We start from the raw sequence: 18,325 nt of genomic DNA on the forward strand, positions 1-18,325 counted from the left end.
AAGGTTATGGTTGAAGGTGAGTTTGACCTTATTGCCCGCTATTTTAATCGGGTTCGAAGTTCACGTCGCGATGTTGAATTAGGCATCGGTGACGACTGTGCGTTACTGACAGTGGCAGATAAGCAGATGTTGGCGGTGAGTACCGACACGCTGGTATCTGGTGTTCACTTCCTACCTGATATCGATCCCGCCGATCTGGGTTACAAATCTCTGGCGGTCAATTTAAGCGATCTGGCTGCAATGGGCGCCGATCCTGCCTGGCTTTCTCTAGCGATTACCCTACCTCAAAGCGACAGCCAGTGGCTGTCCGCATACAGTGACAGCCTATTTGAACTGCTTGATTATTATGGCATGCAGTTGGTCGGCGGTGATACGACGCGCGGCCCGCTGAGCCTGACGCTGACTATCCACGGTCTGGTGCCTGCTGGCCGCGCGTTAACGCGTCGTGGAGCCAGAATTGGCGACTGGATTTATGTTACCGGCTCATTAGGCGATAGCGCTGCTGGTCTGGCTATCCTCCAGAATACATTGCACGTTGATGATGATGAAGCGCGGCAGGGGTTACTTCAGCGTCACCTTCGTCCTCAGCCCAGAATCCTGCAAGGGCAGGCGCTGCGCGATCTAGCCAGTTCGACTATCGATCTTTCTGACGGCCTCATCTCCGATTTACAGCATATACTTAAAGCCAGCGAATGTGGTGCGCGTATTCATCTGGACGCGATTCCACAATCTCCTTGGCTACGGAACTGTACTGACGAAGAACAGGCCTTGCGCTGGGCATTATCTGGTGGTGAAGACTATGAGTTGTGCTTTACCGTGCCGGAAATTAACCGCGGTGCACTGGAACTTGCCTTGGGGCATCTCGGCGCAGCCTATACCTGTATCGGGCAAATCGGGCCTTCATCCGAAGGGTTGCGCTTTTTCAGGGATAATAAAGCGACCGAGCTGAACTGGAAGGGGTATGACCATTTTAGCGAGCAAAACTGATTCCGTGAATAAGGCGAAAGGCGCTGAAGTTGCAAAACGCCGCTTACGGCTGAGCAACGTGTGGCACTTGCTGGCGACAGGGTTTGGTAGCGGATTATCTCCCTGGATGCCAGGTACGGTAGGATCGCTGGCGGCGATTCCACTGTGGTATCTGATGTCGTTCCTGCCGCTTGAATTGTATTCGCTGTTGGTGATGCTGAGTATTTGTATCGGTGTTTACCTGTGTCACCAGACGGCAAAAGATATGGGTGTTCACGATCACGGCAGCATCGTCTGGGACGAATTTGTCGGTATGTGGATTACCCTGATGGCGATTCCAGTGGATAGCTGGCAATGGGTAGCTGCGGGATTTATCGTCTTCCGCTGTCTGGATATTTGGAAGCCTTGGCCGATTCGCTGGTTCGATCGCAACGTGCATGGCGGCATGGGGATCATGATCGATGATATCGTCGCGGGGGTGATCTCTGCGGGAATTATCTATTTTATCGGCCATCACTGGCCGATATTCTGACGTTACTGCGTTATTGAACCGGGGCCATGAGCCCCAGTTTACGTTAGTCGCTTATTCCATCCACTGTGTGATTCTGCGCTCAATGCCAGCGGCATCCAGCCCCAGGTCTACACGGATTTCTTCCTGCGAACCTTGCGGGATAAATACGTCCGGTAGCCCAATGTTTAGTACCGAGACAGCAAGGCGTTTCGCCATCAGGAATTCATTCACACCGCTTCCGGCGCCGCCCATAACCGCATTCTCTTCCAGCGTCACAAACGTGCTATGAGATTGTGCCAGCTCTTCAAGCAACGCCTCATCCAGCGGTTTCACAAAACGCATGTCTACGAGCGTGGCGTTTAATTTTTCTGCCACAGCCTGTGCTTCTGGCAATAGCGTACCGAAGTTCAGAATAGCGACCGTTTTGCCCTGACGGCGCACTACACCTTTACCGATTGGCAGCTCTGATAGTGGTGTCAGCTCAGTACCCGTACCGTTTCCACGTGGATAGCGTACCGCCGTAGGGCCTTTCTGGTAGTGATAGCCCGTGTGCAGCATCTGACGACACTCATTTTCATCGCTGGGCGTCATGATGATCATATTCGGGATGCAGCGTAAGAAAGAGAGATCGAATGCACCCTGATGCGTTTGCCCATCGGCACCGACAATACCGCCACGATCGATAGCAAACAGAACCGGTAGACTCTGGATTGCCACGTCGTGGATAACCTGATCGTAGGCACGTTGCAGGAAAGTAGAGTAAATGGCGACGATCGGATGATAGCCACCGACAGCCAGACCCGCAGCAAACGTTACGGCGTGCTGTTCGGCAATAGCCACGTCAAAGTATTGCTGCGGATAGTCGCGTGAGAACTGCAACATGCCGGAACCTTCGCGCATCGCAGGCGTGATCGCCATAAGTTTACTGTCTTTGGCGGCCGTTTCCTGTAGCCATTGACCGAAGATTTTGGAATAGGTGGGTTGCGCGCCTTCTTTGCTTTTTGGCAATGTACCGCTGGCTGGATCGAATTTTGGCACCGCGTGCCAGCTGATCGGATCTTGTTCGGCGGGGGCGTAACCCTTGCCTTTCTTCGTCATGATGTGCAGAAGCTGCGGGCCTTTCAGACTGCGCATGTTCTTCAACGTATGCGACAGCGCCTGAACGTCATGACCATCGACCGGACCAATATAATTAAAGCCCAGTTCTTCAAATAGTGTACCCGGTACAACCATACCTTTAAGGTGCTCTTCGGTACGTTTCACCAGCTCTTTGATGGGAGGCAGGCCAGATAAGACTTTTTTACCGCCTTCGCGCAGGCTGGCGTAGAGCTTGCCGGATAACAGCTGTGCTAGATGGTTGTTCAATGCGCCGACGTTTTCCGAAATCGACATTTCATTGTCGTTCAACACCACCAGCAGATCGGATTTGATGTCGCCTGCGTGGTTCATCGCCTCAAAGGCCATACCTGCGGTAATCGCGCCGTCGCCGATCACACAAACCGTACGGCGACCTTTGCCTTCACGCTCGGCCGCAACGGCCATACCCAGACCGGCACTGATTGAGGTGGACGAATGTCCGACGCTTAATACGTCATATTCGCTTTCATCGCGCCACGGAAAAGGGTGCAAACCACCTTTTTGGCGGATCGTTGAAATACGATCGCGACGGCCTGTGAGGATCTTGTGCGGGTAAGCCTGATGGCCGACATCCCACACCAGATGATCAAAAGGCGTGTTATAGACATAGTGCAGCGCAACCGTTAATTCAACCGTCCCTAACCCTGAAGCAAAATGTCCGCTTGAACGGCTGACGCTGTCCAGCAGATATTGGCGCAGCTCATCGCAGAGCTTTGGCAGGCTCTCTTTCGGTAACAACCGAAGTTCATCCGGTGTTTCCACTAACGCCAATGTAGGGTACTTCGCGGTATCAAAACTCATTAGAGACTCATTAAGTAATTACTTATCGCGTTCAACGATGAAATTCGCCAGCGCTTGTAGTGGCGCAATATTCAGGGGGATCGGGCTGGATGCGACGAGATCGTCCAGCGATGCCAGTGATTCCTGATAGAGCTCCTGTGCTTTTTTTCGTGCATTATCTAACCCCAGTAAACTGGGATAGGTGCTTTTACCTAACTGCTGGTCTGCACCCTGACGTTTGCCTGTTGTCGCGCTGTCGCCAACAACATCGAGAATATCGTCCTGAACCTGGAAGGCGAGCCCAATCGCGTTAGCGTAGCGATCCAGATAAGGTAAGGCGTCGCGGCCAGCGTCACCGGCTGCCAGTGCGCCCAGTCGAACGGCGGCGCGGATCAAGGCACCTGTTTTGTGGCGATGAATTCGCTCTAATGCAGCCAGATTGACCTGATGGCCTTCTGCTTCCAGATCGAAAGCCTGACCGCCGCACATACCTGCTACGCCACTTGCCTGCGCTAATTCTGAGATCATTGCCAGCCGATCGCGGTCAGAGACCTGCGTCATCGGTGCGTCGGCCAGAATAGAGAATGCCAGCGTTTGCAATGCATCGCCCGCGAGAATGGCAGTGGCTTCACCAAATTTGATGTGGCAGGTCGGCTGTCCACGGCGTAAATCGTCGTCGTCCATCGCCGGCAGATCGTCATGAATCAATGAATAGGCATGGATACATTCTACAGCAGCAGCAGGGGCGTCCAGGCTCTCTAGCGGCATATCAAACAGTTCGCCTGTAGTATAAACCAGAAACGGACGCAGGCGTTTGCCCCCTAAGAGTGAGCCATACTCCATCGCATTGACTAGTGGACTACTCTGAAAGGGGAGGCTGGTGATGAAATGCCCCAACATACGGTTAGTGCGTTGATAATGCGCATTCAGTTGCGCGCTGAAATCGGTCATAGCGTGTCATTATCCGGCGTAAACGGTGACAGCGGCGCATCGGGATCGTCGCTCAGCAGGATTTGTACGCGCTGTTCGGCCTGTTGCAGTTTTTGCTGCCCTTGACGAGCGAGCTGGATGCCATGCTCAAACTCATTTAGCGCATCGTCCAGCGGCAGTTCACCTGATTCGAGGCGGGTAACGATTTTTTCCAGTTCGTTCAGTGAGCTTTCAAAGCTGACTGGCTGCTCGGTCTTCTTAGGCATAGTAGTTTCGGAATCCTGGTGTTATACGCCGTTGGCTTGTGGCGGCAAAGCGTGGTGTTGCGTTTGGTCATCCGTGGATGACGCGACGATTATACGGTTAAAACGCACAGTATATCTTCATATAATGATATACTCCGCGCCCTGGATGCTATTGGTAAAATCATCTCTGTTCTTGCTGATTTTACCGATAACGTGATTTTAGTGCTCAGGGTAAATTTATTTACACCTTTCTGACCAAGTAACGACAGCCACCATGAAGTTTATCATTAAATTGTTCCCGGAAATCACCATCAAGAGCCAATCTGTTCGGTTGCGCTTTATCAAGATTCTAACCGGAAACATTCGCAACGTATTAAAACACTATGATGAAACGCTGGCGGTTGTCCGTCACTGGGATCATATCGAAGTTCGGGCTAAAGACGAAAATCAGCGTGAAGCGATTCGTGATGCGCTGACGAGAATTCCGGGTATTCACCATATTCTGGAAGTTGAGGACCATGCCTATACCGACATGCATAACATCTTTGAACAGGCGTTGGCGTTGTATCGTGAACGGTTGGAAGGCAAGACGTTTTGTGTGCGGGTAAAACGCCGCGGTAAGCACGAGTTTAGCTCACAGGACGTAGAGCGCTATGTTGGTGGCGGTTTGAACCAGCATATTGAGACTGCGCGAGTCAACCTCACTGCGCCGCAGATCACCGTGCATCTGGAAATCGAACAGGATCGCCTGCTGCTGATTAAAAGCCGCAATGAGGGGATCGGCGGCTATCCGATTGGCACGCAGGAAGATGTGTTATCACTCATTTCCGGTGGTTTCGATTCCGGTGTATCCAGCTATATGTTGATGCGCCGCGGCTGTCGCGTGCATTACTGCTTCTTCAATCTTGGCGGTGCTGCACACGAAATTGGTGTGAAACAGGTGGCACATTATTTGTGGAACCGTTTTGGTAGTTCGCATCGTGTTCGTTTTGTTGCTATCGATTTCGATCCCGTTGTCGGTGAAATTCTGGAGAAGGTCGATGACGGCCAGATGGGCGTCGTATTGAAGCGCATGATGGTGCGTGCCGCCTCCAAAATTGCCGAGCGTTACGGTGTTCAGGCGTTGGTGACCGGTGAAGCGTTAGGGCAGGTTTCCAGCCAAACGCTGACTAACCTGCGCTTAATCGACAATGCCTCCGATACCCTGATTTTGCGCCCGCTGATTTCTCATGATAAAGAACACATTATCAAACAGGCACGCGAACTAGGGACGGAAGATTTCGCCAAAACGATGCCGGAATACTGCGGTGTGATCTCCAAAAGCCCGACGGTGAAGGCAGTGAAAGCGAAGATTGAGGCCGAAGAAGGCCACTTTGATTTCTCTATCTTGGATCGTGTGGTGAGTGAAGCGCGGAATATTGATATTCGTGAGATCGCCGAGCAGACGAGTCAAGAAGTGGTTGAAGTCGAAACGGTTGCATCATTTGTACCAACCGATGTACTGCTGGATATCCGTGCGCCAGATGAGCAGGATGACAAGCCGCTTGCGCTGGATCAGGTCGAAATCAAATCCTTACCGTTCTATAAGCTGGGTACGCAGTTTGGCGATTTGGATCAGAGTAAAACCTATCTGCTTTACTGCGAGCGTGGCGTGATGAGCCGTTTGCAGGCGCTATACCTACGTGAGCAAGGTTTCAGCAACGTAAAAGTATATCGTCCGTAATATAGAAAGGCGCGCAAGCGCCTTTCTCGTTGGTCTTAATCGTGATAGTTATAAATCCCCGGCGGCAGGATGATCTGCGCGGCGACCTCGGCGGCTTTTTCTTTCCCCAGCAGCAAATCAATGATCTTCAGAGCGAAATCCATACTGGTGCCAGGCCCTTGTGTGGTTAGCAAATTCACGCGTGGATCGTAGACGACGCGCTTTTCCATCCATTTCTCTGGCGCGATGCTATCTTTGAATGTTGGATAGCCCGTCATGTTTCCCACGGGGAACAACTGATGATATTCAAGCACCAGTGCAGGCGTTGCACACATCGCGGCGACAATTTTTCCTTCCAGATGCGTTTGTCGAACGCACTCCACCAGAATTGGGCTATCGCGAAAGCATTCGGCGCCTTTTAGCCCACCCGGTAACACCAGCACATCGAAAGACCGATCGGCGACCATAGCTAGTGGCGCATCGGCCAGCAGCCTTACCCCACGTGAGCAGACGATTTCAAGATTGCCATCGCTAGCTACGCTGGCGAGTGTCACTGTTATGCCCGCACGGACAAGCAGATCTATGGTGGTGACGGCTTCAATTTCTTCACTACCAGGCGCCAGACACACCAGTGCTGATGCGGTCATAATCACTTTCCTTTTGCTTAATGTAGTCAAACAGACGAGCATTTTCGGGGAGTGTCAGGCCGTGGAGACGCGCACGGCGCAGTAAATACCCGGTAATGTAGTCAATCTCGGTATGTCGCTGAGCGATGATGTCTTGCAACATTGATGAGGTGTTTGCCGCAGTGTTCTGAATAATTTGATTAACGTAGATAAGCAGGCTATCTCGCGATGTATGGAAGCCTTCCCGTTCCATGACGCTGACCACTTCCTGGCAAAGTGAGGCAATAAGCCCCGGGTAGGCAGAAAGCTCGCCATTGGTGCAGTGATATTTCACCGTTAGCGGATTAATGACGCAGTTAGCGGCCAGCTTCAACCAACAGGTGGCGCTAATGTTGGTATGCCAGGCAACATCAGGCAAAGCCTGATGCAGCATTTCAGCTAAATGGCTTTGACTGCTGTCGCCGTTAAACGTACCGATGTGTGTCGTGCCTGCGGCAACGTGCACAACGTTGGTTGTGTCGCGCCGTGCTGCATGGGTGGTGATACCGAGCACCAACGGCTGTTGTAGCGACGGTAATTCTTCCCGCGTGCCCATCCCGTTATGTAACAGTAGAATTGTGCAATGCGGGTTGAGTTGGGGCAACAGTACCGTAACGGCATCGGAAACTTGCCAGGCTTTTAGCGTGACCAGCAGCAGCTCGCTCTGGGCAAGATGATCGGGATCGTTAGCTGTCAGGTTGAGATTGCAGTGCTGGCCGTCCAGCTGGGTGACATTGACCGAACAATACGGTTGCGGAATGCGCAGCCATCCTTGGACATCATGCCCTTGTTGATGCAACGCGGCGAGCCAAAGTTGGCCCAGCGCGCCACAGCCAAGAACGGTGATTTTCATGTGCGTCTCCCTTGTTTGATGCGGGCGCTGTCGATCTCTTATCTTAGGCTATCATTCACATCGTGATCTTGTGCTATTCGGCCTGTTTACCTGATGCAGAGTAAAAATCGGGATCGTGTCTGGCATCTTGCTTATCGCAGAAGAGCGGTTATTATGCTCGCCAGCCAAATTTGTCAGGAGAGCGAATTATGCCATCTTTCGATATTGTTTCGGAAATTGATATGCAGGAAGTCCGTAACGCGGTAGAAAATGCGACGCGCGATCTGAGTACCCGCTGGGATTTCCGTAATGTTCCGGCCAGTTTTGAACTGAATGAAAAATCACAGAGTATCAAAGTGGCCAGCGAATCTGATTTTCAGGTACAGCAACTGGTTGATATTCTGCGTGAAAAGCTGGTTAAGCGGGGTATTGAAGGCGGTGCGTTGGAGATCCCTGAAGAGATGGAACACAGCGGTAAAACGTACAGTGTGGAAGCGAAGCTGAAGCAAGGTATTGAAACTACGCTGGCGAAGCAACTCATCAAGCTGATTAAAGACAGTAAGCTGAAAGTGCAGGCGCAGATTCAGGGTGAACAGGTACGCGTCACCGGCAAAGCACGTGATGATTTGCAAGGTGTGATGGCGTTAATTCGTGGTGGTAATTTGGGGCAGCCGTTCCAGTTTACCAACTTCCGCGATTGATGCTTTTTAGCCATCCGCCGATGAATAGAAAAGGCCAGCGAAAGCTGGCCTTTTGCTTAATTTAGGCTTGACCTACTACTTGTTCTAGCTGCTGTCGATTGGTTTTTTTGTTGTCGATCTTCACATAGACGCTGAATTCATCCGGCACGATAACCACTTCGGCAACGCCGGGCTGGGTGCGAATTTTCTGTTCCAGCTCACTATCCTGTAATGCTAAATCGGACAGTGCGATTCTCAGGCTGCTCAGGTAGGGCGGTTCCTGCATGGTGAAGCTGACAAACAGCCAGATTGCTGCAATGGCTGCGCCAGCCATAAACACGGTTGATGCGCCATAAAGCTCAAACAGCCCGCCGCCGAGACTTCCTCCAATTGCTACACCGATAAACTGTGTGGTGGAGTAAACGCCCATCGCTGTGCCTTTATATCCCGCAGGTGATTCTTTGCTAATCAGCGATGGCAACAGCGCCTCCATGACGTTGAAAGCTAGGAAGAACAGCTGTACGCCGATGATAATTTGCCAGAGGTGATTATCTGATGCCCACAGAACAATCTCTCCCGCTATCAGTACCACGATGCAGCCGATGAAGACCTGCTTCATCCGTCTTTTCACTTCAGCATAAATGATGAAGGGCACGACGCCGGCAAAGGAGACCAACATCGTAACCAGATAGACTTTCCAGTGTTCCTGCGGTGCCAGCCCTGCTGATTCCATTGCGCGGGGTAGGGCAACGAAACTCGACATTAATAAAATATGCAGACACATGATGCCGATATTCAGTTTCAGCAGACGGCTATTGCCGAGTACTTTGCGGAAACTGCCACGCACCATCGCTGATTCTCGGTTTAGGACGTGTTCAGGAGCGGAAGGAATCAGGGTCAGCGTGATGGCAATGCCCGCGAGTGACAGAACGGCGATGCCCCAGAAGAGCGCTTGCAAACCGAAGGCGTGAGTAACGATAGGGCCAACGACCATAGCGATGGCAAAGGTGACGCCAAAGCTCACGCCGATAAATGCCATAGCTTTGGTTCGGTTCTGTTCACGAGTGAGATCGGAAAGCAGCGCCATGACGGCGGCGGAGATGGCCCCTGCGCCTTGCAATGCCCGGCCAAGGATAATGCCCCAAATAGAATCACTCAGTGCAGCAATGGCACTGCCGAATGCAAAAATCAGCAGCCCCCCGACGATCAGCGGCTTTCTGCCGATACGATCGGAGACTAAGCCGAAGGGGATCTGGAAAATAGCCTGCATCAGGCCATAGATACCAATCGCAATCCCGATCAGTGCTTCACTGGCACCTTGTAATGCCATACCGTAGGTGGTTAGAACGGGTAACACCATGAACATGCCAAGCATGCGTAGTGAAAAAACAGCGCCCAAGCCCCATGTGGCGCGTAATTCGCCTGAGGTCATTTTATTATCGTTCATTCATTACCTCTGAAAACAATTGGCGCTATTTTAGTGTGTTATTGGCCAGACAGTAAACGATAGGTTTGTTACGTGATTTGGCGGTGGAGGAAATAGGGGAGCGAAAAAGAAAAAACACAGGGCGCAGTCATAAAAAAACAGGCGGACGAGCCGCCTGTTTTTCTTAATGCATAGAACGCAGCTTATAATTAACGCAGGTAGGTCAGCAGAACTTCATGCGCTGGAGCCATTGAATCCACAGACATCATCACGCTTAGTGAGGTAATCGCGACGATGGAGAAAACAAACAGCTTTCTTGCCCATACACGGTCATCGATCGCATTTTTATAGCCTGACAACGCCATACCCAACCACCACACGCTGACTGCTGCGGCAACGATCAGGTATTTGTAACCTGCATAACCGCCGAGAGACAGCATCAACGTTGCTATCGCAAACGCTACGATATAGAGCGTGATGTGGTTTTTCGCAACGGAGATACCTTTCACAACGGGCAGAACCGGGATGTTGGCTGCCTGATAATCCTTGAAGCGGAAAATCGCAATCGCGTAGGAATGCGGCATCTGCCACAGGCTAAAGATTAACAGCAAAATCAACGCACCAGCATCAAACTGGTTGCTGACGGCACAGTAACCGATAACCGGTGGTGCTGCGCCGGATAGGCTGCCAATTAGCGTGCCATAAACAGAATGTCGCTTCATGTACAGGCTATACACACCGACATACACGACGAAGCCCATCACCGCCAGCCACATAGCCAGCGGGTTGGCTGCGACGTACAGCAGAGCAAAGCCCGCAATACCTAACAGCGATGCGTAAACCAGCGTTACCTTCAGCGAAATCAGTCCTTTTACCAGAACCCGATTTTTGGTTCTCTCCATTTTCTTGTCGATGTCGCGGTCAATGACGTTGTTAAACACGCAGCCAGACGCAACGACTAACGACACACCCACGAGGGTGGCGAGAAACAAGGGATAATCAATGCGGCCTTGTGCCGCAAGGAGAAACCCACCGATAACGGAAATCAGATTTCCGAAAATAATTCCTGGTTTAGTAACTTGCAGGTATTGCTTAATCATCTTTTACGGCTCTGTTACTGGATCATCATGTTGTGGTGTGCGCTCATCATAATCCAGATGGAGCCCACGACAACAATCGCGATAATCAGGACGGCAAACACAAGAGCCACCACGTTCCAGCGCTCTTCTGAGGACGTATTCAGGTGCAGGAAGTACACCAGATGCACCAGAATTTGAACCACTGCACATCCCACCACCGTGAAAAGAATGGCGTTATGCGAGGCCGTGCCGCTCATGACCATACTGAAAGGAATGACTGTCAAAATAACGGACAGAACAAAACCTATCACATATGACTTAACGCTACCGTGGCTGGCACCTGCATGATCGGTTGTTGAATGACTCATTTAGATTGCCCCCAGCAGATAAACAACGGTGAAGACACAAATCCACACCACGTCAAGGAAGTGCCAGAACAGGCTCAGGCACATCAGACGCGTTTTGTTGGTTGCAGTCAGGCCACGTTTGGACACCTGAATCATCATGATGACCAACCAGATCAGACCGCCCGTTACGTGGAGCCCGTGGGTGCCGACTAGCGCGAAGAAGGCAGACAGGAACGCACTGCGATCCGGGCCATAGCCTTCAACGATCAGGTGATGGAATTCATAGATTTCCATCCCGATAAACACCAGACCGAACAAGAAGGTCACACCCAACCAGGTATTAACCTGAGATTTGTTGCCCTTGTTCATGGCGATCATCGCCATGCCGTAGGTAATACTACTGAACAACAGCGCGAACGTTTCTACCAGCACGAAGGGAAGTTGGAAAATATCCTTCCCGCTTGGGCCACCAGCAGTACCGTTAACCAGTACGGCATACGTTGCGAACAGCGATCCGAAAATGATCAGGTCGCTCATCAGGTAGACCCAGAAGCCGAATACCTTATTGGCTCCTGTGTCGTGGTGCCCATGCTCAGCATGGGCAGTATTGTGGTTAGTCAGAGTTTCAGTTGACATGTTTCACGCCTGCCTTACTGAGTTGATCAAAATTCTGATTCTCAATTTGCTCAATTTCTTTAACCGGCACGTAGTAATCCACGTCCTGATTAAAGCTGTGCACAATCCAGGTCACAATTATGCCGGCGAAGCCAGCGATGGCCAGCCACCAGATATGCCAGATCATCGCAAAACCGAATACCAGACTGAATGCAGAGATAATCACACCTGCGCCGGTATTCTTCGGCATGTGAATCTCTTCATAGCTGGCAGGACGTTTGTAAGCTTCACCTTTCTCTTTCGCTTCCCAGAAAGCATCACGCTCGTCAACATGCGGCACGATAGCGAAGTTGTAGAACGGCGCAGGAGAAGAGGTTGCCCACTCCAGCGTGCGTCCACCCCACGGGTCGCCCGTCAGATCGCGGTTCTGGTCACGGTCACGGATACTGACGTAGAACTGGATAACCTGACACAGTACACCGATACCGATCAATACTGCACCGATGGATGCCACAACCAGCAAGGCGTGGAATTCAGGGTTGATTTGCTGGCTCAAACGACGCGTCATGCCCATGAAGCCGAGGACGTACAGCGGCATAAAGGCAACGAAGAAGCCGATAATCCAGAACCAGAACGCGCGTTTACCCCAGGTTTCGTTCAGGGTGAAACCAAAGGCTTTCGGGAACCAGTAAGTAATTCCCGCGAAGCAACCAAACACCACGCCACCGATGATCACGTTATGGAAGTGAGCAATCAGGAACAGACTGTTGTGCAGGACAAAGTTTGCGCCCGGTACGGCCAGCAGTACGCCTGTCATCCCACCGATGGTGAAGGTGATGATGAAGCCTGTGGTCCACAGCATCGTGGAGTGAGGCTGAATACGACCTTGGTACATGGTGAACAGCCAGTTGAAGATTTTAACCCCGGTTGGGATTGAAATAATCATAGTGGCTATACCAAAGAAGGCGTTGACGTTTGCGCCGGACCCCATGGTAAAGAAGTGGTGCAGCCAAACGATGAACGACAGAACCGTAATCGCAATGGTTGCCCATACCAGTGAGGTGTAGCCAAACAGACGCTTTCTACAGAATGTGGCAACCACTTCGGAATAAACACCGAATATCGGCAGTACCAGAATGTAAACCTCAGGATGACCCCATGCCCAAATCAGGTTGATGTACATCATCATGTTGCCACCCATATCATTGGTAAAGAAATGGGTGCCGAGGTAACGGTCAAGCGTCAGCAGCGCAATGGTAACGGTTAATATAGGGAATGCGGCAATGATCAGCACATTGGTACACAGTGCTGTCCAGGTAAATACCGGCATTTTCATCAGCGACATGCCCGGTGCGCGCATCTTCAGAATCGTCGCGAAGAAGTTAACGCCAGTCAGCGTGGTACCTATACCGGATATCTGTAGACTCCATATCCAGTAATCGACCCCGACGCCGGGACTGTACTCCTTTCCTGAAAGTGGCGGATAGGCCACCCAGCCAGTCTGTGCGAACTCACCGACCCCGAGAGAGAGGTTGATCAAGATAACGCCAGCCACAAACAGCCAGAAGCTGAGGGAGTTCAGGAATGGGAAAGCAACGTCACGCGCACCGATCTGCAAGGGAACCGCAAGGTTCATCAAGCCAACAACGAACGGGGTTGCCACGAAGAAGATCATGATGACACCGTGTGCGGTGAATATCTGATCGTAGTGGTGAGCGTTTAGGAAGCCTTCTTGCCCGGCAGAGGCAAGAACCTGCTGACCGCGCATCATGATGGCATCGGCAAAACCACGTATCATCATCACCAGTCCGACGATGATATACATGATACCGATTTTCTTGTGGTCTACGGAGGTGAACCACTCGGCCCACAGCCATTTCCACTTACCGAAATAGGTTATTGCCGCTAGCAGCCCAAGGCCGCCAACGATGATTGCCGCCACGGTGACCATAATAATGGGTTCGTGGTACGGAACCGCATCAAGTGTAAGTTTTCCGAACATCGTATTATCCCTCGGCTCCTTTGTGCGAGCTATGCTCGCCCATGTTCATACCCTCACCATGTTGCATGTTTTCATCGGGCTTCATGCCTTCACCATGATGTTGCATGTTCATGTCGTTGCCTGTGAATTTGCGAATAATATTATTGAACAAATCCGGCTGGACAGTGGAGAAGTATTCGACAGGATGGAATTCACTTGGCTTAGCCAACGTATTGAATTCATCCATGGTGTTCAGTGTCTTGGCGGACGCACGAACGTTCGCAACCCACTGATCGAATTCCTGTTGGGTTGGCGTGGCAATCGCGGTGAACTTCATACCAGAGAAGCCTTTACCACTATAGCCGCCGGAGATACCGTCATATTTGCCCGGTTCATTAGCGATTAAGTGGAGCTTCGTCTGCATTCCGGCCATGGCGTAAATCTGTCCACCAAGACGAGGGATGAAGAAGGAGTTCATCACGGAGTCGGATGTGATCTTGAATGCAACAGGCACGTTGGCAGGAAAAGCCAATTCGTTAACCGTAGCGATACCAAGGTCCGGGTAAACAAACAACCATTTCCAATCAAGCGAAACAACTTCGACATTGATAGGTTTGACGTCTGATACCAGCGGCTTGTACGGATCAAGCGAGTGGGTCGTCTTCCAGGTAATCGTGCCAAGAATAACGATAATGATAATTGGTACAGTCCAGACTACAGCCTCTATCTTGTTGGAGTGTGACCAGTTCGGGGTATATTTTGCCTTTTCATTAGAAGCACGGAACTTCCAGGCAAAAGCTATCGTCATAACGATAACGGGAATCACAACGATCAACATCAGCCCGATGGCAGTCAGTATTAGCGATCTTTGTTCTAACCCGATCTCTCCTTTGGGGTTCATCAGCGCCATATCGCAACCGCTCAGTAGAACAGTGGCTGCAAATAAAGACAGCATCCCAAAAATTTTATTGTATTTCTTGAGTCTCATCTAGCGACCTCAATAACAAGGGCTCTATTGTCATTTCATGCGAGCGGGCATTTTACGGGAAGGTTACTGTACTGTAAACATGATTAAGGTTATGTCAGCCGATTGTTGCTGTTTTTTGCCCTTAGTGTCACAAAGATAGCCAAAATAAAAATGGTATTTAAAAACAGCAAATTAAGTGGCTACCCAGATGAGAGTATGGATGGATAATAAGAAATTACAACTCACCATAACGCTTATTTTCTATTTTTAGTTTGGTGAGATTTTTTGCCCAGCATGTGTTTTTGATAACGAATGAAATTAGTTCTGGAGATATTTTACTAGGAAATAAAATTCCCTCTAGCAAGATAATTATGAAAAAAATAATTAAATAAAGGAATGATGTAATAGGTTCAGGCAGCAGATGTCGCTACCTGAACGAATATCGTCAATGTACGGACGGCTTAGACGCTCGCCTGAGTGACAGATAGTCCAGCAAGCTACCGAAGAAAATGCCTAACAGCGCGAGCGTACAGCCTGCGGTGAGTAGATATTCTGCCAACATATAAAATGAAGACCATTCCAGAGCATTGCTGATGAGCAGAATGAGCCACAATACCAGCAATATGACACCCAACCCCAACACACGTAAGGCTTTTTTGTAATAATTCTGGAAGTTTGTGCGTAACTGAAAAGTATCTGTTTTCTGGGTAAATTCCAGCGTTTCACGGCAAATCATCAGGATTGCCAGGCCTGGTAATGCGGCAAAAATCGAGAACAGATAGAACCATGCCCAACCGTAGGATTCGACAAACCAGCCTGCGATAGGGCCAACGTAAACTCGTCCGACGGCCGCAAGGGCAGAAAGCAGGGCAAACTGTGTGGCTGAGAATGATTTGTTACACAACGTCATCAACAGTGCGACAAAGGCTGCTGTTCCCATACCGCCGCAGAGATTTTCCAGAAAAACAGCGCTGGCCATGGTGAACAGATTTTTGTCAGTGATTGCCAACAACCAGTATCCCGCGTTGGAAACGGCCTGAAGGAGTCCAAACAGCATCAGCGCTCTGAACAATGAGAGCCGCTGCATCAATAATCCGCCGTAAATCGCCCCCACGATGGTAGCGAATAGTCCAAGTGTTTTGTTGACCAAGCCGACATCACCCGCATTGAAACCAACGCCGCGTATCAGGAAAGTTGTTGTCAAACTGACCGCAAAGGCGTCGCCGAGTTTGTATAACACGATCAACAGAAGAATGAGCCAGGCATTGTTGCGTTCGAAGAAATCGCGCAGAGGAGCAACAATCGCTTGCTCCATGGTGCGAGGCGCAGGCTGACTATTGAGTGGTTCTGGTGCTAACAGGGTGGCGAATACACCGATCAGCATCAATCCTGCCATTAACCAATACGTTGCCTGCCAGCCGAAATACCGGTCGGCCATCCACAGCGCCAGTCCACCTGAAACCAGCATGGCAAGCCGATAGCCTAATACAGAGGTAGCCGCGCCCGTACCACGTTCTTCAGGGGGAAGTAAATCCGTCTTATAGGCATCAAAAACAATATCCTGAGAAGCGGAGCAGAACGCGACCAAAACCGCTAGCGTCGCCAGCCACAAGAGATCGCGCGTTGGGTTCATAAACCCCATACCAATAATGGCAACAATCAGCAGAAGTTGACTGAGGATCAGCCAGCCGCGGCGTCTGCCAAGAAACGGTGGGGTGTAACGATCCATCAGGGGGGACCACAGAAATTTGAATACGTAGGCTTGGCCAACCAGAGAGAAAAAACCAATGGTTTTTAGATCGACATTCTCAATGGTCATCCAGGCTTGCAATGTGCCGGATGTCAATGCCAGTGGTAAACCGGAAGCGAAACCAAGCAACAGCATAAAAAGTGAGTTGCGTTGGCTGAACAACGTAATGATGCGACTAAACATGGCGAGTCCTTTCCCTTGCTCCGTGAGACGTAAGGAGCAAGGGAAGCGGCGTACAGAAATTAACGAGCGTTTTCTTTGATAAAGCTACTTACGCTGGTGTCTTGCGCCATGTCGTTGATGACATCGCCTAACACGGTGTTAACCGCATTGGTAATATTTTCATTATTGGCGGTAAATGCGCCCTGAACGCTATAGGTTGAGCGGTAGTTTTTCATCTGCTTGTTGCCATTTGCCGCTTGAGAAATGATGGAGATATCTGCTTTGGTCGTGATGCTGTAGCGCAGGTTGCCTTCAGAGACATCGGCGTACAGGTGGTTAACTACGATCTGCAAAGCTACTGGACCACCGGTTCCAATCATATAACCACGCGCGGTCATTTGCTTTTCCAGTGCTTCTTGCAACAGGAAACGCAGATCGCGGGAAGGTGTCAGCGTAATCAGTTGGCCATCGCGATTCACTTTCGCCAGAGCCTGATCGGCGCGCTGATCTGCGCCATTGATGCTAATTGTTACGCCCATCAAGGTCGGATCCTGAGCAGGCACGCCAATTTTTGGGCTGATGTTCAGTGTGTTGCTTTTTGCTGCACATCCTGCAAGCAGGATGATGGCCAGAAGAGGGAAAAATAATTTTTTTAACATTCGTATTTTCTCAATAATGATTAGTGTGGTGAGCTGACAAATATTGTTGATATCATATCATCGCCACTGGCAGGGAAAAGAGCCGATAGCAGGTAAATTGTCCTGAAATCCATCTTTTTCATGCTTTTGACCTGGAAAAACCGTTTTTATCACATCAAGCCTGTCGCTGACATATCAATTTATTGCGAGCGTTTTTCTTCTTTCTATGCCGTTTTTACGCATAACCGATTGAAAAACGCTAAGGTTATAACAGTCATGTCGCGTTGATATCCCATTTTCCCCAAGCCGAAAGGGTAGCCGTATGATGCGTGAAACGATAGAAGAGAAGTTGCGTGTGGGTTTTGAACCCGCTCATTTAGAGGTAACTGACGAAAGCTATCGGCACAACGTGCCTGCTGGAGCGGAAAGCCATTTCAAAGTTGTGCTGGTCAGCGATAAATTCACGGGTGAGCGCGTGATTGGGCGACATCGTGCAGTTTATGCCGTATTGGCTGCGGAGCTCGCGGGTTCGGTGCATGCGTTAGCGCTGCATACATATACGACCAAAGAGTGGATCAGCTTGCAAAACGCCGTCCCTTCTTCACCTCCCTGTGGTGGTGCTGGTATCCTTTCTTAAGTCATGAATATGACCCGTTCCTGACATATTGGAGTGGGTTACTGACAAAAAGTGTGAATCTGTTGCTGTAATAGTCTGCCCGCTGTTCTCGACTCATCCTCTCTATATCGCTATAATGCTGCGTCTATTTTTCCTGAATGTATTCGGGACGCTTCTGACTACAAGGACGGGGTTGGCAATTTCCCGGTTCTGCGAGGTTGAGTCGAGCTGTGTGCCTTAGATGGCGGCAGTCTGAATAAGCCTTGCTGTCGTGAGAATAGTTTTGGGGTTGACCG

The 18,325-nt window shown here is 50.5% G+C and carries 18 protein-coding genes; 5 read left to right on the forward strand and 13 right to left on the reverse strand.

Going from position 1 to position 18,325, the window contains the following annotated elements:
- Positions 1–6: 6 nt before the first annotated feature.
- Entirely contained in the window at positions 7–987 is a 981-nt protein-coding gene (thiL, locus tag GZ59_RS05555; RefSeq protein WP_011092723.1) for a thiamine-phosphate kinase, read from the forward strand.
- Entirely contained in the window at positions 962–1,498 is a 537-nt protein-coding gene (gene pgpA, locus GZ59_RS05560) for a phosphatidylglycerophosphatase A (protein WP_039290632.1), read from the forward strand. Before thiL ends, pgpA begins: the two co-directional genes overlap by 26 nt.
- Positions 1,499–1,549: 51 nt before the next feature.
- Here pgpA and dxs read toward each other — a convergent pair whose 3' ends face one another.
- The 3 genes from dxs to xseB are packed head-to-tail and all read right to left on the reverse strand — an operon-like array spanning position 1,550 to position 4,590.
- Positions 1,550–3,415 (reverse strand): 1-deoxy-D-xylulose-5-phosphate synthase, encoded by a 1,866-nt coding sequence (dxs, locus tag GZ59_RS05565; protein ID WP_011092725.1) that lies wholly within the window; start codon positions 3,413–3,415, stop codon positions 1,550–1,552.
- Between the two features lie 18 nt (positions 3,416–3,433).
- A complete protein-coding gene (gene ispA, locus GZ59_RS05570; RefSeq protein ID WP_011092726.1) occupies positions 3,434–4,345 on the reverse strand; it encodes a (2E,6E)-farnesyl diphosphate synthase in 912 nt (303 codons plus the stop codon).
- Entirely contained in the window at positions 4,342–4,590 is a 249-nt protein-coding gene (xseB, locus tag GZ59_RS05575) for an exodeoxyribonuclease VII small subunit (RefSeq protein ID WP_011092727.1), read from the reverse strand. The genes ispA and xseB overlap by 4 nt, the downstream gene beginning before the upstream one ends.
- A gap of 253 nt (positions 4,591–4,843) precedes the next feature.
- On the opposite strand from xseB, the gene thiI reads away from it, so the two are divergent.
- On the forward strand, positions 4,844–6,292 hold the full coding sequence (gene thiI / locus GZ59_RS05580; RefSeq protein ID WP_011092728.1) for a tRNA uracil 4-sulfurtransferase ThiI: 1,449 nt from the start codon (positions 4,844–4,846) through the stop codon (positions 6,290–6,292).
- Positions 6,293–6,327: 35 nt separating this feature from the next.
- Here thiI and yajL read toward each other — a convergent pair whose 3' ends face one another.
- On the reverse strand, positions 6,328–6,918 hold the full coding sequence (gene yajL, locus GZ59_RS05585; RefSeq protein WP_011092729.1) for a protein deglycase YajL: 591 nt from the start codon (positions 6,916–6,918) through the stop codon (positions 6,328–6,330).
- Positions 6,881–7,789 (reverse strand): 2-dehydropantoate 2-reductase, encoded by a 909-nt coding sequence (panE, locus tag GZ59_RS05590; protein WP_039290635.1) that lies wholly within the window; start codon positions 7,787–7,789, stop codon positions 6,881–6,883. Before panE ends, yajL begins: the two co-directional genes overlap by 38 nt.
- Positions 7,790–7,977: 188 nt before the next feature.
- Between panE and GZ59_RS05595 the strand changes: the two genes are divergently transcribed.
- On the forward strand, positions 7,978–8,469 hold the full coding sequence (locus GZ59_RS05595) for a YajQ family cyclic di-GMP-binding protein (protein ID WP_011092731.1): 492 nt from the start codon (positions 7,978–7,980) through the stop codon (positions 8,467–8,469).
- Positions 8,470–8,530: 61 nt separating this feature from the next.
- Here the strand turns inward: GZ59_RS05595 and GZ59_RS05600 are convergent, their stop codons facing one another.
- The 8 genes from GZ59_RS05600 to GZ59_RS05635 all read right to left on the reverse strand — a co-directional run bounded on the left by GZ59_RS05600 (position 8,531) and on the right by GZ59_RS05635 (position 17,434).
- Positions 8,531–9,895, reverse strand: coding sequence for an MFS transporter (locus GZ59_RS05600; protein WP_011092732.1), 1,365 nt, complete (start codon positions 9,893–9,895; stop codon positions 8,531–8,533).
- A gap of 188 nt (positions 9,896–10,083) precedes the next feature.
- Positions 10,084–10,974: a heme o synthase gene (gene cyoE, locus GZ59_RS05605; protein WP_011092733.1), complete on the reverse strand. Its 891-nt coding sequence runs from the start codon at positions 10,972–10,974 to the stop codon at positions 10,084–10,086.
- Between the two features lie 14 nt (positions 10,975–10,988).
- Entirely contained in the window at positions 10,989–11,321 is a 333-nt protein-coding gene (locus GZ59_RS05610) for a cytochrome o ubiquinol oxidase subunit IV (protein ID WP_011092734.1), read from the reverse strand.
- Entirely contained in the window at positions 11,322–11,936 is a 615-nt protein-coding gene (locus GZ59_RS05615) for a cytochrome o ubiquinol oxidase subunit III (protein WP_011092735.1), read from the reverse strand. It lies immediately after the preceding gene.
- Positions 11,926–13,917: a cytochrome o ubiquinol oxidase subunit I gene (gene cyoB / locus GZ59_RS05620; RefSeq protein WP_011092736.1), complete on the reverse strand. Its 1,992-nt coding sequence runs from the start codon at positions 13,915–13,917 to the stop codon at positions 11,926–11,928. The genes GZ59_RS05615 and cyoB overlap by 11 nt, the downstream gene beginning before the upstream one ends.
- A gap of 4 nt (positions 13,918–13,921) precedes the next feature.
- A complete protein-coding gene (gene cyoA, locus GZ59_RS05625) occupies positions 13,922–14,884 on the reverse strand; it encodes a cytochrome o ubiquinol oxidase subunit II (RefSeq protein WP_011092737.1) in 963 nt (320 codons plus the stop codon).
- Positions 14,885–15,308: 424 nt separating this feature from the next.
- Positions 15,309–16,796 (reverse strand): muropeptide MFS transporter AmpG, encoded by a 1,488-nt coding sequence (gene ampG / locus GZ59_RS05630; protein WP_011092738.1) that lies wholly within the window; start codon positions 16,794–16,796, stop codon positions 15,309–15,311.
- Between the two features lie 59 nt (positions 16,797–16,855).
- Positions 16,856–17,434 carry a lipoprotein gene (locus GZ59_RS05635; protein ID WP_011092739.1) on the reverse strand — a complete coding sequence of 193 codons (579 nt, stop codon included), beginning with the start codon at positions 17,432–17,434 and terminating at the stop codon, positions 16,856–16,858.
- A gap of 301 nt (positions 17,435–17,735) precedes the next feature.
- On the opposite strand from GZ59_RS05635, the gene bolA reads away from it, so the two are divergent.
- On the forward strand, positions 17,736–18,050 hold the full coding sequence (gene bolA / locus GZ59_RS05640) for a transcriptional regulator BolA (RefSeq protein ID WP_011092740.1): 315 nt from the start codon (positions 17,736–17,738) through the stop codon (positions 18,048–18,050).
- The last annotated feature ends 275 nt before the right edge of the window (positions 18,051–18,325 follow it).

Origin of the sequence: Pectobacterium atrosepticum (genome assembly GCF_000740965.1) — a bacterium.
In the GTDB taxonomy this organism is placed as follows: Bacteria; Pseudomonadota; Gammaproteobacteria; order Enterobacterales; family Enterobacteriaceae; genus Pectobacterium; species Pectobacterium atrosepticum.